The 14662-nt window shown below is 59.2% G+C and carries 17 protein-coding genes and 1 pseudogene; 12 read left to right on the top strand and 6 right to left on the bottom strand.

All coding sequences use genetic code 11. The features are described 5' to 3' along the window. Nucleotides 1-5: 5 nt before the first annotated feature. The 5 genes and pseudogenes from JJB09_RS19700 to JJB09_RS19680 form a co-directional block, all read left to right on the top strand. On the top strand, nucleotides 6-1244 hold the full coding sequence (locus JJB09_RS19700; protein WP_201662285.1) for a flavin-dependent oxidoreductase: 1239 nt from the start codon (nucleotides 6-8) through the stop codon (nucleotides 1242-1244). Between the two features lie 48 nt (nucleotides 1245-1292). Then, complete coding sequence (locus tag JJB09_RS19695; RefSeq protein WP_201662282.1) at nucleotides 1293-1580, top strand: YciI family protein; 288 nt, start codon at nucleotides 1293-1295, stop codon at nucleotides 1578-1580. 29 nt (nucleotides 1581-1609) lie between these two features. After that, nucleotides 1610-2062, top strand: coding sequence for a cupin domain-containing protein (locus JJB09_RS19690; RefSeq protein ID WP_201662279.1), 453 nt, complete (start codon nucleotides 1610-1612; stop codon nucleotides 2060-2062). Between the two features lie 8 nt (nucleotides 2063-2070). Then, the gene (locus tag JJB09_RS19685) at nucleotides 2071-2826 is read left to right on the top strand and encodes an SDR family NAD(P)-dependent oxidoreductase (RefSeq protein ID WP_201662276.1); all 756 of its coding nucleotides are present in this window, start codon (nucleotides 2071-2073) and stop codon (nucleotides 2824-2826) included. Between the two features lie 61 nt (nucleotides 2827-2887). Continuing rightward, nucleotides 2888-3095: pseudogene (locus JJB09_RS19680) on the top strand (DDE-type integrase/transposase/recombinase); the annotation flags it as partial. Nucleotides 3096-3118: 23 nt separating this feature from the next. Here the strand turns inward: JJB09_RS19680 and JJB09_RS19675 are convergent. Further along, complete coding sequence (locus JJB09_RS19675; RefSeq protein ID WP_201662273.1) at nucleotides 3119-3688, bottom strand: TetR/AcrR family transcriptional regulator; 570 nt, start codon at nucleotides 3686-3688, stop codon at nucleotides 3119-3121. Between the two features lie 269 nt (nucleotides 3689-3957). Here JJB09_RS19675 and JJB09_RS19670 point away from each other — a divergent pair, with 269 nt between their 5' ends. The 6 genes from JJB09_RS19670 to JJB09_RS19645 all read left to right on the top strand — a co-directional run bounded on the left by JJB09_RS19670 (nucleotide 3958) and on the right by JJB09_RS19645 (nucleotide 10077). Then, nucleotides 3958-5499, top strand: a complete 1542-nt coding sequence (locus tag JJB09_RS19670; protein WP_201662272.1) for a 4-hydroxyphenylacetate 3-hydroxylase N-terminal domain-containing protein — start codon at nucleotides 3958-3960, stop codon at nucleotides 5497-5499. Between the two features lie 120 nt (nucleotides 5500-5619). Continuing rightward, entirely contained in the window at nucleotides 5620-6636 is a 1017-nt protein-coding gene (locus tag JJB09_RS19665) for a hypothetical protein (protein ID WP_201662270.1), read from the top strand. 49 nt (nucleotides 6637-6685) lie between these two features. Continuing rightward, the gene (locus JJB09_RS19660) at nucleotides 6686-7870 is read left to right on the top strand and encodes an acyl-CoA dehydrogenase family protein (protein WP_201662268.1); all 1185 of its coding nucleotides are present in this window, start codon (nucleotides 6686-6688) and stop codon (nucleotides 7868-7870) included. 15 nt (nucleotides 7871-7885) lie between these two features. Then, nucleotides 7886-8437 carry a flavin reductase gene (locus JJB09_RS19655; protein WP_201662266.1) on the top strand — a complete coding sequence of 184 codons (552 nt, stop codon included), beginning with the start codon at nucleotides 7886-7888 and terminating at the stop codon, nucleotides 8435-8437. 62 nt (nucleotides 8438-8499) lie between these two features. Continuing rightward, nucleotides 8500-9756, top strand: a complete 1257-nt coding sequence (locus JJB09_RS19650; RefSeq protein WP_201662264.1) for a multidrug effflux MFS transporter — start codon at nucleotides 8500-8502, stop codon at nucleotides 9754-9756. Between the two features lie 18 nt (nucleotides 9757-9774). After that, nucleotides 9775-10077 carry a DUF2218 domain-containing protein gene (locus JJB09_RS19645; RefSeq protein ID WP_201662262.1) on the top strand — a complete coding sequence of 101 codons (303 nt, stop codon included), beginning with the start codon at nucleotides 9775-9777 and terminating at the stop codon, nucleotides 10075-10077. Nucleotides 10078-10126: 49 nt separating this feature from the next. On the opposite strand, the gene JJB09_RS19640 is transcribed toward JJB09_RS19645, so the two are convergent. From JJB09_RS19640 to JJB09_RS19630, 3 genes are all read right to left on the bottom strand, one after another. Beyond that, on the bottom strand, nucleotides 10127-10411 hold the full coding sequence (locus tag JJB09_RS19640; protein WP_201662260.1) for a hypothetical protein: 285 nt from the start codon (nucleotides 10409-10411) through the stop codon (nucleotides 10127-10129). A 143-nt stretch (nucleotides 10412-10554) separates the two neighbouring features. Next, on the bottom strand, nucleotides 10555-10950 hold the full coding sequence (locus tag JJB09_RS19635; protein ID WP_201662258.1) for a carboxymuconolactone decarboxylase family protein: 396 nt from the start codon (nucleotides 10948-10950) through the stop codon (nucleotides 10555-10557). After that, on the bottom strand, nucleotides 10950-11876 hold the full coding sequence (locus tag JJB09_RS19630) for a fumarylacetoacetate hydrolase family protein (protein WP_201662254.1): 927 nt from the start codon (nucleotides 11874-11876) through the stop codon (nucleotides 10950-10952). The genes JJB09_RS19635 and JJB09_RS19630 overlap by 1 nt, the downstream gene beginning before the upstream one ends. A gap of 182 nt (nucleotides 11877-12058) precedes the next feature. Between JJB09_RS19630 and JJB09_RS19625 the strand changes: the two genes are divergently transcribed. Continuing rightward, entirely contained in the window at nucleotides 12059-12766 is a 708-nt protein-coding gene (locus JJB09_RS19625; protein ID WP_201662251.1) for an IclR family transcriptional regulator, read from the top strand. Between the two features lie 10 nt (nucleotides 12767-12776). Here JJB09_RS19625 and JJB09_RS19620 read toward each other — a convergent pair whose 3' ends face one another. After that, entirely contained in the window at nucleotides 12777-13997 is a 1221-nt protein-coding gene (locus tag JJB09_RS19620; protein ID WP_201662248.1) for an acyl-CoA dehydrogenase family protein, read from the bottom strand. A gap of 74 nt (nucleotides 13998-14071) precedes the next feature. Next, nucleotides 14072-14659 carry a VOC family protein gene (locus JJB09_RS19615; RefSeq protein ID WP_201662245.1) on the bottom strand — a complete coding sequence of 196 codons (588 nt, stop codon included), beginning with the start codon at nucleotides 14657-14659 and terminating at the stop codon, nucleotides 14072-14074. Between the last annotated feature and the right edge of the window lie 3 nt (nucleotides 14660-14662).

The following is a 14662-nucleotide window of genomic DNA, read 5'->3' as shown; positions in this document are numbered from 1 at the left end:
ATACCATGAAGGCAATTATCGTCGGAGGTGGCATCGGCGGCATCACGGCCGCACTGATGCTTCACCAGCGCGGCATCGAATGCGAAGTGTTCGAGCAGGCCGAGGAACTCAAGGAACTCGGGGTCGGCATCACCCTGCAGACTCATTCCGTCAAACAGTTGGCCAGCATCGGCTTGCTCGACGCGATGGAAGCTCGTGCGATCAACAGCAAGCATCTCTATTTCTACACACGGCGCGGCCAGCCGGTGTGGGACGAACCGCGCGGGCTTGCCGCAGGCTATGACATTCCCCAGTATTTCGTCCATCGTGGCAGATTGCAGGGCGTTCTCTATACGGCGATGCGCGAACGCTTCCCCGCTTCGGCTATTCATCTCGATCGGCGGCTGGTGGAGTTCACCCAGGACAACAACGGCGTTGAAGCAACGTTTGCCGACAAGGACGGTAAGCGGACCACGGCACGGGGTGATCTCCTGATCGGTGCCGACGGCATCCATTCCGTCGTCCGCAGTCAGTTTTATCCGGAGCAGGGGGCGCCACGCTGGAGCGGGCTAATGCTCTGGCGCGGTGCAGTCGAGTGGCCGGACTTCCATGATGGCGCGTCCGTGATGATCCTCGGCGGCGTAGACACGAAGTTCGTCGTCTATCCGATTGCCCAAGCCAGCGAGGCGGGGCGCAAGCTGATGAACTGGGCGGCCATCGTGCGCCTGGCGCCGGACGGCAGTCCGCTTCCGTCGAAGCAAAACTGGTCGCAGGAGGGGCTACGCGCCCAACTGACGCCATTGCTCGACCGCTTCCAGAGCGACGTCATCGATATCAAGGCCCTGGTTGGCGCCACCGAAACGTTCTGGGAATACCCGATGTGCGATCGTGATCCGGTCCCTGCATGGACTTCGGGGCGGGTTACGCTGCTCGGCGATGCCGCCCATCCGATGTATCCGATGGGTGCCAACGGCGCTTCGCAGGCGATCATCGACGCCCGTTGCCTCGCCGATACTCTGGTCAATTCAGCCGATATCCCGGCGGCCCTTGCTGCCTATGAGGCGGAACGGCTGCCGCTCACGAGCGCGATCGTCATTTCCAACCGCAAGGGTGGTCCGGAATCGGTCATCGACGCAGTGGAAGAGCGTGCGCCGGATGGTTTCGATGACATCGACAAGGTCATGAGCCGCGAGGAACGGATGGCAATCATGAAAAGCTATGCGCAGAATGCCGGTTTCTCCAAGACGCAGGTTGCGAGGCAATAATTTTTGCCTCAATACGTTAATTAATTAACGAAGCAAAAGGAAAGTGCAATGCGCTTCGCGGCAATGTTCTTTGACGATCTCACCCCGTCGTCCCTCGATGCGGACCTGACCCGGGCCCATTTCGATTACCTGCGTGACAACAGCACAAGGATTGTCCTCGCAGGCGGCCTCAGGACAGTCGAGGGCGGCCCCTTCTGTGGTTCGCTCTGGATTGTCGAAGCCGACAACCTTGGTGAGGCACAGCAACTCGTCGACGGCGACCCTTATTGTCTCGCCGGGCTGCGGCCCGACCGGCGGGTCTTTGTCTGGAACCATGCGCCAATCCCGCCTCTCTAGAACCAAGCAACATTTGAAGGAAACTCATCATGAGTGGTAACCCGGACGTCGTCCTCATCAAGCCCGAGGCGACCCAGATCGCCCGCCAGGGCATGCCGCAGTTCTTCGGGATCAGCAAGGCTTCCGCAGGGGCCAAGGCGATCTCGATGAACCTCACCGCATTCGGTCCCGGTGGTCGCGCCAAGGCCCATTATCACCGGGATTTCGAAACCGCGATCTATGGAATTTCCGGTCAGATCGCCTTGTATTACGGCGAAAGGCTTGAGAAATGCGCAATCATCGTGCCCGGGAGTTTCATCTACATCCCCGAATTCATTCCCCACATCGCCTTTAATCTCAGCGACAGCGAACCGGCGACCGCGATTACGGCTCGCAACGACGCCGCCGAACAGGAAAACGTTATTCTGGCGCCGGAACTGGAAGGCATCGTCGACGCAGCCGTTGCCAAGCTCAAGGCAGAAATTCTCGCAGCAAGGAACTGAGGTCGATCATGTCGCTATTTACACTTGAAGGAAAAGTCATTGTCGTCACAGGAGCGGGCAATGGCATCGGCCGGGGTGTCGCACTCGGGCTCGCTGGCATGGGCGCATCTGTCTACGCACTCGATCGAGACGAGAAGGGCCTTGCGGAAACCAAGGCACAGTCCGGCGGAATGATCGAGGCACGCGCCCTTGACGTTGCCGTGGAAGCGGCTGTGGTCAGCACCATCGACGGTATAGCAGCCGTTGCCGGCCGCATCGACGTCCTGTTTGCCAATGCCGGCATTTCGGGTACGCCCAGGGAAATCCAGGATCTGGATTTTGCCGAATGGCGCAAGGTCCATTCCGTCAATCTCGACGGCGCCTTCCTCACCGCGCGCCAGGCTGCCATCCACATGAAAAAACAGCAGGCTGGAAAGATCGTCTTCACAGCCTCGACCTGGGGTGTTCGCGGCACGAGCATCGCGCCGTTCTCGGCCTATGCTTCGTCAAAGGGCGCCATCGTCAACCTGACACGCCAGCTGGCGCTCGAACTGGCACCCTTCGGCATCACCGTCAACGCAATTGCACCGGGCGGCTTCGCCACCAACATGGCCGATGGTGTGCTCGATGAATCCGCAGGTATTGCACTGCTCGCGAAAATGCCGATGCGGCGTTTTGTTGGTCCCGACGCGATGGTCGGCCCGGCAGCCTTTCTGGCAAGCCCGGCTTCGGACTGGGTATCCGGCGTGCTGCTGCCGGTCGATGGCGGCTATCTCGCCGAATAACCGAAACAGCTTGCCGTTCTTTGTTGTTTGAGCACCGGTGCTGGGTCCGGAAGTTCGGCCCGACTATGCTCGCCATCTGCGCAGGAAGCAGCCAAGCTCAAGCGACATTTGGGGCCCTGGACGATGTTGTCATCACCATCGCCGGCAGGAAACACTGGCTCTGGCCTGCCGTCGATCAGGAGGGCTACGTGCTCGATGAAATCGTTCAGAACCGCCGCAACATTAAGGCTGCCAAACGCTTGCTTGTTCGTCTGCTGAAAAAGCAGGGCTTTGCGCAGCCTGCTGCACCACGCTATGGGGCCCGATCCAGGACGATCCTGAAAAGCGGCAGGACGTCGTCCGCAAAGTACATTTTTCCGAGCTTGGCCGCATGCAGGCAGAGGCCTTCGAACGTGTAAGCCAGAAGATTGGCCTTGTCGGCTGACGTGAACCGCATCAGATCGCGGATCGTCTCGTGTGACCATTCCGCACTGACTATCCGCGATTTCGGATGGTAGAACGCTGCAAGAAACAGCTCGTAGTCGACGACCAACTCGTCACGCGTCCGGACCGTGAGTTCTTCTATCAGTTCGGCGAGACTGGCAGCCAGATCACCATTGTGCTCGGCGGCCTGCCAGGCGACCTGGCAGCGCATCAAAAACCTGGTTTTTGAAAATTCGGTCGCTGCGAGCATCAGTTCGTTCTTGTCGGCGAAGTGATAGGAGAGGGAGCCGAGCGCGACACCGGCGACTTGTGCGACGGAACGGAAGGTAACGGCTGGCACGCCCTTTTCGCCTATCACCTGATGCGTGGCCTCGATGATTTTCTGCCGCATCGCATGGCTGCGGGCGGCTTGGAGGTTTTCGCTTCGGCTCTCTTGCATGTCTGCTCCCTTCGACTTCGTCTCGGTTGCTCTGAAATAGATACTTACCGGACATGCGTACGCAGCTCGATGACGCTTGCGCGGCAAACGGATCGGCTCTCCACTCTTGGTATATCCGCCGCTCCAATCCGCGCGAACCAGCTGCATTACACGAGCAATACACGAGAGGTCGATGCCGCACTATCACCTACGAAGGGTATATCGGCGACATAAACTTGTTGTACGTTTGTACGGTAAGTTTTGAGCCGCGATCGAGGAGGACGACGACGATGCTGCAGACCCACCAGACTATTCCTATGCCGCCGAATGGCGATGCCTTTCTTGAGAGCCTTCGGGACGGGCGAGAGGTGTGGATCTATGGCGAGCGCGTCAAGGATGTCACCACCCATCCGGCTTTCCGCAATTCCGGACGTTCGTTGGCCCGTCTCTATGACGCCATGCATGATCCTGTGCTCGGCCGCCGCATTCTGGTCCCCACCGATACCGGCAATGGCGGCATGACGCATGCCTTCTTCAAGAACCCGCACACCAAGGACGATTTGCGTGCGGGTCGTGAGGCGATACTGGCCTGGCAGGAACTGGTCTTCGGCTGGATGGGCCGTACGCCCGACTATAAGGCTTCGCTTCTGACCAAGCTCGGCGCCCACCCGGAATTTTTCGGCGAATATGCCGACAACGCCCGTGCTTGGTACAGAAAGGCGCAGGAGGGCGTGCTGCACATGGCGCATGCCATCGTCAATCCGCCGGTCGATCGCCACCGGCCGTTCGATGAAGTCAACGACGTCTACGTCCATGTCGAAAAAGAGACCGACAAGGGGCTCATCGTCAGCGGCGCCAAGGTCGTGGCAACCGGCGCACCGCATACGCAGTATCTTTTCGTATCGCATCTCGGTGCGCCGACCACCAAGAAGGAATTCTCGCTTGCCTTCATCGTGCCGACCAACACACCCGGCACGAAACTGCTGTGCCGCGGCTCTTATGAATACAACGCGGCCGTCGCCACCAGCCCCTTCGACTATCCGCTTTCCAGCCGCCTTGACGAAAACGACGCGATCCTGATCTTCGACAAGGCGCTGATCCCATGGGAAAACGTCATTGTCTACGATGTCGACACAATAAATAAGTTCGAGTCGTCGACCGGATGGGAGGCGCGCGCTATCCTCCAAGCCAGCACGCGAATGAGCGTGAAAATGGATTTCCTCGCCGGTGCGCTGAGCAAGGCGCTCGACATCACCGGTGCTGGCAAGTTCCGAGGTGTCGAAGCAGCACTTGGGGAAGTCATCAACTGGCGCAACCTGGTTACCGGCATTCGTGACGGGATGATCGAGAATGCCAAGCCCGGCTTTGGCGGATCGATGCTTCCATGCAAGGAATACGGCTTGGCCTACGCTGCGATGGCGCCGAAGCTCTACAGCCGCATTCGCGAACTTGTCGAAACGGTTGTCGCATCGGGTCTGATCTACCTGAACTCCAATGCAGTGGATCTCAAGACACCGGAGATCCGTCCATACCTAGAGCGCTACCTGCGCGGCTCCAATGGCCTGACGGTGGATGACCGGTCGAAGACGATGAAGCTTCTATGGGATGCGATCGGCAGCGAATTCGGTGCACGCCACGAGCTTTACGAACTCAATTACTTCGGTGCGCCCGAGTTACTCCATCTTGGCGTCTTGCAAGGGGCACGATCCGGTGGCGAACTCGACAGGATGCGTTCGCTGGTCGAGACCTGCATGAACCAATACGACGTCAATGGCTGGACGGCGCAGGACTTCATCTCGCCGACCGACGTGACCACCATTCGTAGTCGATAAATCACGAAGCAGCAGTGGCCCGGTACGTTCACCTTGCAGGGGTATGTACCGGGCGCGACGGGAGGGCAATTCTAGCATCACGATCAGAATGCCGGATTTACCCGCTCGAAGGAGGGCAAAGTGAGCTTGCGACCAATACGTGCGATTGTCTATGGACTGGGATCAGTAGGGCGGGTCACTGTCCGCTATCTCCAAGAGAAGAATGTAGAGGTCGTGGCAGCATATGTCAGGACGATCGAGGGCAAGGATTTTTCCGCTCCGGAACTCTCAGGCGTCGAGATTTGCCAGCCGCATGTTCCCTTCGAGAAGTTTGGCGCCGACATCGTCCTGATGACGCATTGCTCGCACCTGGCCGATCTCTATGAGCCGGCAGTCAGGGCGGCGAAGGCCGGGCTCGACGTCGTCACCATTGCCGAAGACGCCTTTGAGCCGTTCTATATCGACCACGAAACACCAGTTGCGCGTGAGCTCGACGCGATCTTCCGGGCGAATGGCAAGACGCTGGTCAGCGTCGGGGTGCAGGATACGTTCTGGTATGCACAGCCGCTGTCCTTTCTCGCTTCGGTGCAGCGTGTCGATCGGTTGATCGGCAAGAACATCTGCGACCTCGGAGCCTTCGGCTCCGTCGGCGGGCACGGCGACCAGATCGGACTGACGAAGGACGAATTCTATGCCGGCGGTCATGACAAGCCCTCCGGCCACCGCGGGATCTTCGAAGTGGCGCTGCGTCCGCTGGTGCGGGCAATGGGTCTCGGCATCAAATCGACCAAGGTCGACAACGAGCCCATTCTGGCCGAACGGGACATGCCGCATGCCAGGACCGAACGGCCGATTAAGGCCGGCACGACCTGCGGCTTCATGGAGCGCGTGGTTTTCGAACTCGAAGACGGCGTAACCGCGGAAGGCCAGTTCATCATGCAGCATCTGCCAGAAGGGGCGACTGCTTTCAACGAATGGATCGTGGAAGGCGTGCCCAACATGAACATGCGCACCGACAACTTCCTTGGCGATGTCATTACTCCAGCTTCGCTGGTCAACAGGGTGCGCGACACGATGGATGCGGAGCCCGGGTTCCTCAGCGTAGACCAGCTAAAGCCGGCGCGCTACTTCCCGACACTTGCCCGCTGCAACGGATAAGAACGATTTCCAGGTTTCCCGCCTGAACCAGAATTGAAGGATGAACAACGTGAGTGCATCACTAAGCCAAGTCAAGATCGCAGAAGTAAACGGAGACAGCTACAAGTCTCCCGCCGAGATTCTGGAAAATCTCAAGGCGCTCGGACCTCTGATCGAGGAGGAAGCCACCGAAATCGACCGCATACGCCATCTCACGCCACGCATGGTCGCTGCGCTGAAGGATGCGGGAGCCTTCCGCATCGCTTGGCCGGCCGCCTGGGGTGGTCCGGAGATGCGCTTCGATGACCAGATCCGGGCAGTGGAATTCTTATCCTATCACGACGCCTCGGTTGCCTGGAACGTGCAGATCCTGTCCGATACCGGCTTCTACGGCGCACAGTTTCCGGAAGAGATCGCCCGCGAACTCTATTCGTCGATGGATCACGCAACAGCCGGGGGCTACTATCCACCGCAGCGCGCGGATCGGGTAGAGGGCGGTTGGCGGATTGCCAAGGGCCGCTGGCCATTCGGTAGCGGCATTCATTCGGCCGATTGCATCGTTTGCGGTGTTCATCTCTACGAGAACGGCGAACTGCTGCGCGACGAGCAGGGGCAGCCAGAGTTCCGTGTCGCCTATCTGCCGAAAGATCAGGTCAAGCTTCTCGACACCTGGTACACGCTCGGCCTGCGCGGTTCGGGCAGCACCGACTATGAGATCGAGGACGTCACCATTCCCGAAAAGTTCGTCTTCAAGTACTTTTCCGGGGCCGCCGACCACTTGCCGCCGTTGGCGCGCCATGCGGATTTCATCGCGATTTCGCTGCAGGGCGTTGTGCTCGGCCTTGGTCGGCGGATTCTCGACGATGTGCGCACGGAGCTCAAGAAGCGTTCGCCAAACGACCGTTTCGTCCGTATTCAGTATGCCGAAGCGGAGATGAACTATAACGCCGCACGCGCATTCTCGCTCGATACGGCAAGAATGGTCAGCGACAAGCTGTTCGCCGGCGAAGTTCTGACCGCAGACGAAGAGGCCATGACGACGCTTTGCTCTGTCAATGCCGGCCACCAGGTCCGAAAAGCCTGCGGGATGGCCCTCGAGCTGCTCGGCGCCTCGATCATCTACCAGAAGAGCCCCTTCGAACGCCGCCGCCGCGATCTCGATACCCTGATGGTGCATCTCGGTCACCAGCGGCGTGCGCTGGAAAGCGCCGGAGGCAGCATCCTCGGTGAAAACAATCTGCCGCATCTCGCATGAAAAAGGGCTGATCCTATGGGTGAAATGCAATCCGCCGCCGGTTTCCAAACTGCAATGAACGATGGTGCAGCGATGGTCGACAAATTCAAATACCGGGAAGCAATGTCCAAACTCGGGGCGGCGGTGAGCGTCGTGACATCCAATGGCGAAGCAGGTCTCTGCGGCGCTACGGTGTCGGCGGTGTGCAGCGTTACAGACACGCCGGCCACCCTGCTGGTGTGCGTCAACCAGTCCAGCCGGTCGAACAGTGTGATCAAGGCCAACCGGGTACTTTGTGTGAACGTGCTCGCCGGTCTCAATCGGACGGTGGCGGACCTGTTTGCCGGCTCGACCGGCGTGCCGTCCGATGAACGGTTCTCGCATGTCAGCCATTCCATCCTGAAGACCGGGGCACCGGTCCTAGATGAAGCCATTGTGTCCTTCGACTGCGAGCTGGATCAGGTCATCGAGTTCGGCACGCATTCGATTTTCCTCGCTCGCGTGGTCGACATCCGCGGTAACAATGCCGAGGAATGCCTCGTCTATTTCGGCCGGCAATACATTTCTGTCGGCGCCTTGCCCGAGTAGCGTGGGGCGCTGCCCTCCAAACTCATCCGGTCATTCGGCCGAGCTTTAATCTGGACATCAAGATGACATCGAACCGCGAGCAAACGCGCGTGCCGGGCGAGCGGGGGCTGATCTTTCTGCTTGGCACGCTGGTTGCGATCGGCGCGATGTCGATTGATCTCTATCTGCCTGCTCTGCCCGAACTTGGCGCGGTCTTTGGCGTTTCGGCCGGGACAATGCAGTTGACGATCTCGGGCTTCCTGGTCGGACTGGCATGCGGGCAGGCGATATTCGGCCCGCTTGCCGACCGGTATGGGCGGAAGTTACCGCTTGTCGCTGGTCTGGCCGTCTTCGTCGTCGGCTCGCTGCTCGCCGCACTCGCACCAAATGCGGAGCTTTTCATTGCCGCGCGCGTGCTGCAGGGAATAGGCGCTGCGGCGGCCGAGGTTATTCCCATGGCCATCGTCGCCGACCTGTGGCAGCAGAGGCGGGCAGCGCATGTCATGTCCCTTTTGCAGCAGATCCTGGCGCTTTCGCCGATTGCCGCGCCGCTGATCGGCGCATTTATGTTGCAACATCTCGGCTGGCGGTCGGTTTTCATCGTGCTGGCCGGTCTCGGAATCCTGATCGCTCTGGCAGTGCGGTGCGTATTTGCGGAGACGCTGCCGCTGGACCGGCGACGGGAAGCCAGGCTTGACAGAACGTTGATGGACTATGTCGGTCTCTTCCGGCACCGACGTTTTGTGGCCCTTGCTTTGTCCGGGGCGTTCATCTTCGCGAGCGCCTTTTCCTTCATTGGCAGCTCGTCGTTCATCATCATCGATCAGTACGGGTTTTCACCGCAAGGTTTCAGCTACATCTTTGCGTTCGGATCGCTCGGAATGATCGCGTGCGGTCAGCTGAACATCGTGTTGTTGCGCCGGTTTCACCCGCATCAGATTCTTCCATGGGCACTCGGGCTGCTGGCATCCGCGTGCGCGGTGCTTTTGGCGCTGGTCTTTGCCGGGCTTGCGCGCGCCGAATTCGCGCTGCCATTGTTCTTCGTCACTTTCTGCTGCTTCGGCCTGATTTTCGGCAATCTCGCAGCGATCATCATCACATCGACGCCCGCGCCGAGCGGATTGGTGTCGGGTGCCTACGGCATTCTCGGAAATCTCTCCGGGGCATTGGCTGGTTCCGTGATCGGCGCCTTTCATAACGATACGGTCGCTCCACCACTGGTCGTTCTTGGTGCCAGCGGTTGCGCAGCAGCGTTCATCTGGTTTGCCGCAGTCAGACCTCCCGGCGACGCCGGTGCACCACAGGCTGCGGATATCGTCACAACGGACATAACAAGATAATTGGACCCGGAGGATCCCATGGCTGCTTCACAAGCCCTCTTCATCACCGACAATGCCAGTAAGTATCTCCAGCAGTTGTGCAAGCACTGGAGCCATCGTTTCACTGTCGATTTCACAGCCGAGAGCGGCTGGGTCGATTTTGGGGGAGGCGAAAGGATGGAGGCAGTTGCCGACAGGGATGGCTTGCGGCTTGTCGCGTATGTGCAGTCTGCCGAAAGCAGCCTAGCGGAACTGGAAACGGTGATCGGCGATCACCTGGCGCGATTTGCTTTCCGCGAGGAGGTGCGGTTGACATGGCAGCCACTGGAGAGTGGAAAATGAAAAAGCCGCCGGCAGGACCGGCGGCGTGTTCAACTGTCTGACGGCTTTCTTATTCGACCATTTCGTAGATCGCGTCGGTTGAGCGATGGCCGAACGCTGTTTCGAATTTCTCGATGTACGGGCCCGCTTCAGCCTTGAACGCCGCATAGGCTTCGGCACTCGGCCATTCGTCGAAATCAACAAATTCGGTCGCGCTCGTGGCCGCGCGGTGGCTAATGCGCTTATGCTTGTCGAACAGCTTTACGATCGGGTCGAGCAGTTCGGAGTTCTTCGAGGCCCATTCGACGACCGCGCTGTGTGCAACGGGAAAACGGATGACGACCATAACTGACATTCTAAATCTCCATGTGTCGGGTTTTAGGCGATCGCGGAGCCATTGAACTCTCCATGATTTCCTTAGTCATTCTAGGTGACGCGGGCTTGCAGCCATATACCTCGAAAAGGTGACGCATGGCTGCAAGAGACTGAAATACATGGCTATTCTGCCGTCTTTGCAGGCGCGTCAACTTCGACAAACACTTCGCGAGCAAGCCGGAACGCTTCCACCCCGGCAGGTATGCCCGCATAGATCGCAAGCTGCATCAATGTGTCCTTGATCTCTTCCCGGCTGCAGCCATTGGTCAATGCGCCTTTCAGATGCAGCTTGAATTCGTGGCTTCTGTTAAGCGCGCCGAGCATGACGAGGTTGAGCAGGCTCTTGTCTCGGCGTGAGAGCGCGGTGCGACCCCATCCGGCCCCCCAGCAATATTCGGTGACGAGATTCTGGAAATCACGATTGAAGTCATCAGCCGCATTCAGCGACTTCTCGACATAGTCGGCGCCCAGCACGGCCTTGCGTATTTCCAGCCCCAGTTCGAAAGTTTCCTTGGACATCAGTTCCTGGCCTCGTTGACAACAGGGTTGGTGAGCACGCCGATCCCAGGTATTTCGACGCTGATCGTGTCGCCGTCTTTCAGGAAGATTGGCGGCTTGCGCTTGAAGCCGACACCGGCGGGCGTGCCGGTCGGGATCACGTCGCCAGGCTCAAGGTCGATGAACTCGGCGATATTTTCGAGGATCGTCGGAATGTCGTAGATCATCGTCTCGGTGTTGGCGAATTGCATGACTTGGCCGTTCAGCGTGGTCTTGATATCGAGCTTGTGGGGATCCGCAATCTCGTCGGCGGTGACGATGACCGGGCCGAAGGGACCGGACGCGCGGAAATTCTTGCCAGCCGTGTATTGAGTTATGCGGAACTGGTAGTCGCGCACAGTGACGTCGTTGAAGATGGAGTAACCGTACACGTAGTCCATGGCTTCCGCCTTGCCGATGCGTTTGCCGTTGGTAGATTTGCCAATGATAACAGCAAGCTCGCCCTCCCAATCGAGGTTGTCCGAGACGGTCGGGACAAGCACGGGATCGCCATCGGCGACGAATGTATTGGCAAAGCGGGCGAACATGATCGGGATCGGCGAGATCTCCAGTCCGGCTTCCTTGGCGTGTTCGGCATAATTGCGCGCAACGCATATGATCTTGGGCGGCCGGGCTATCGGCGGCAGCAATTTCACGTCGGCGAGTAGCTTGCTAACTGACTTTTCCGGGGCAGCTTCGAAGATCTCGAAGATCTCGACGATCTTACGGGCCGAGGGGGTAAGCAGTTCGGCCTGCTCCAGGAATTCTTCGATACGAACGGGAATTTCGAGGATCGACGCGTCCTGTTTTGCATAGAAAGCGCTTGCGCGTGCCATGTCGACGACGTGCAGACCGACGATCGCGCCGAAGCGGGGTTTGTGATTTTCATCGTAGCTGACTAGCTTCATCTAAATATCCCGTATATCGAACATATTTGTTCGAAAATAGATCAATGGATGGCTTCCGGTCAACCGCAATCCGCGATAGACAAGAAGGGCACACGCGTCGGTTCATTGCTGACGCGTCGTGAAACCGGCCAACTGCAAGTCAGCCGGAAACAGGCAGCAGAAGGCGGCTGCAGGAGAGTTTGATGGTAGAAATATCGCTCACAGGCGACCAGATGCTGACGGTACTCGAAACAGTGGCGCATGAGGGGCCGCTGAGTGCCGCAGAAGTTGCGCGTATCTGCGACATTAATCGTACGGTGGCGCACCGGCTGCTTACGACGCTGGCGGAGCGCTCTTACGTTCGCAAAGGCGAGGCCGGCTACACTGTTGGCCCAGCAGCGTTGAGGCTCGCTCAATCGGCAGATGCGGATATCCGAAAAATCGCCAAGCCGCTGATGGTGCGGCTGGCCGAGCGGATCGGCGAGACCGTCGTGATGCATGCGGTCGATGACCTCGAGGCGGTGGTCGTGGATCAGGCGCTGGGTCAGCGCCACCTTGTTCGTGTCGAGCACAGCCCAGGGTCTCGGCATCCGCTGACGCAAGGGGCGAGCGGGTGGTCTCTGGTCGCTTTCCAGAACGAACGCCTGATTGCCAGGGTGCTGAAAAAAGCTGCCGACCCGGAGGCCGTCCGCAAGCGCATCGAGCAAGTGCGCACGGACGGTTACGCGATCTCTCATGACGAGTTGCAGCTCGGCGTTCATGGCGTCGCGGTTCCCATTGTCGAAGCCGATGGTCTTTGCCAGATCAGCCTTGCCATTCTCGTTCCCAGCATACGAAGTGCTTCCGTTTCATCCCTGCTCGATCCGCTCCGCGTGACTGCCAAGCAGATCACCGATAGCTTCGGTAGATGAATGGCTTTCCTCAGAAGGAAAGCCCGCGGTTGCGGCCAAGGATTTCTTTGGCGATGCCGGCGGCGCGGAATTCGAACTGGTCGTGTCCGCGGCTGATCGTCATCAGAATGTCTCGCATATAGCGGGCCAGGCGCCCGTCTGCCTTGAGGGCGGTCGAACTTGCAGTCCGCACGAGGATCTCGATGGCTTCATAGGCCAGCCGTTCCGCCGTGTGGTAGGTTCCGTCCATGCGCATGGCCTTTTCGGTTGTAAACGGTTCCACGCCGGTGGCGCAGAGCTTGGCATTTTCGAGGTATTGCGCCCCGCCCGAAAGCGTAATGGCACGGGCGCTGTCGGCCAGCGCGGTGGCCATCCCAAGCTGGCGCTGATAATCCGGATTGAGCGCGCGCAAGGTCGAAGCGCCCGGAGTGTTGCGTGTCGCAATGAGCTCTTCGTATTCGTCCACTGCAGCATAGGCGAGCCCTGTCGACATGGCGGACAGGCCACCCTCGGCAAAAGCTGCGAACAGGCCGGAATAGAGGTAGTTCCCATGCACTCCAAAGCCGATGGTGGGGCTGCTCAGGCCTTCATCGGCATTGAAAGAGAAGGTCATCCGTTCCGGCACGAACACGTCTTTCACGGTTACGCCATGCGAGCCGCTGCCTTTCATGCCGAGGAGGTCGCCCCAGTTGTCCAGACGCGTGAAGCTGCCATCCGGCACGACGATGGTCAGCATCGGCGAGCCGACTGTATCGGCTTTTTTAGGCAGCGGGATATTGCCCATGAAATGGCTGGCATAGGGCACGCCGGAGCAATAGTACCAGGTGCCGCTGACGCGGTAGCCTCCGTCAACCTTTTCCGCTGACGTGTTGCTTGCGGCGAAGGACCAGGGCGCCTGGAAATTCTTCCGCAATCCGAAGATCTCAGCCTGGGCCTCCGCGCTGAAATAGGAGGCGATCTGCGCGGAATGTCCGGTACCCAGCGCGAACCACCAGCCGGTCTCCGGGCAGCCGCGAGCAATTTCGATGACGACGCGATAAAAGTCATCGAGATTGAGTTCGTAGCCGCCGTAGCGCTTTGGAGTCAGGATGTTGAAGAGTTCGGCCTCGACAATGGCATCGTAGACCTTCTGCGTTGGATAGCCGTTTGCCTCGGTGGCGGCCTGCTGGTCGCGAAGGAGGGGTCTCAACGCAGCGGCCCGCGCGACGAGCTCCCTGACGGCTTCATGGTGTTCGTGTGGCATGGCATTCATGATGTCGATGCTCCCTGGCGCTTCTACGGTAAATGTGATGTCGCCGGAGCCGAGTGACTCCGGCGAGCTGTCCGTTACTGGCGAACGCCGCTGGTCAGACCGGCGCGCGCCTTGCGGCTGTCTTCCTCACGGGTGTTGACATAGGCGTCGAAATCGAAAGCGAGCAGGTCGATTTCCTCGATAGGATCGTAGACCCGCGGAGCGCCGTCCCAACCGACCTTGTCGATGCCCCAGTAGAATTCGAGCAGGTTGCCATCTGGATCGCGGGCATAGAAGCGCGGCTGATTGCCCGGCCCGCCCTTGCGGCAATTGACGATCTCGACGCCGTCGTCGCGCATTTGCGTGTAGAGCGACTTGAGATCTTCCGGCGAACCGAGTTCGAAGGCGATGTGGTGCAGCCCGAAACCGAAGCGCGGTGCATTCGGCGCGTCGTCGGGAAGGATGTCCTTGCGCATGCGGAATATGGACAATTCGTGATGCGTGACATCGCAACGGACGAAGGCGCCGGCGGCGACCGCAACGCCATGTCCAATTTTCTCTTCGGGATACTCAAATTTTTCGGTCAGTCGCATACCGAGATAACGTTCGTAGAATGCCACCGACCGGTCAATGTCGCGCACGGTCAGCCCGATATGGCCGAGCTTTGTCACCTTTACTTGCATGTT

It is taken from the genome of Phytoamicus setariae, assembly GCF_016722925.1.
GTDB classification, from domain to species: Bacteria; Pseudomonadota; Alphaproteobacteria; order Rhizobiales; family Rhizobiaceae; genus Rhizobium_E; species Rhizobium_E setariae.
The sequence above is the reverse complement of the archived record's forward strand: the minus strand, read 5'-3'. Positions and strand labels throughout refer to the sequence as shown.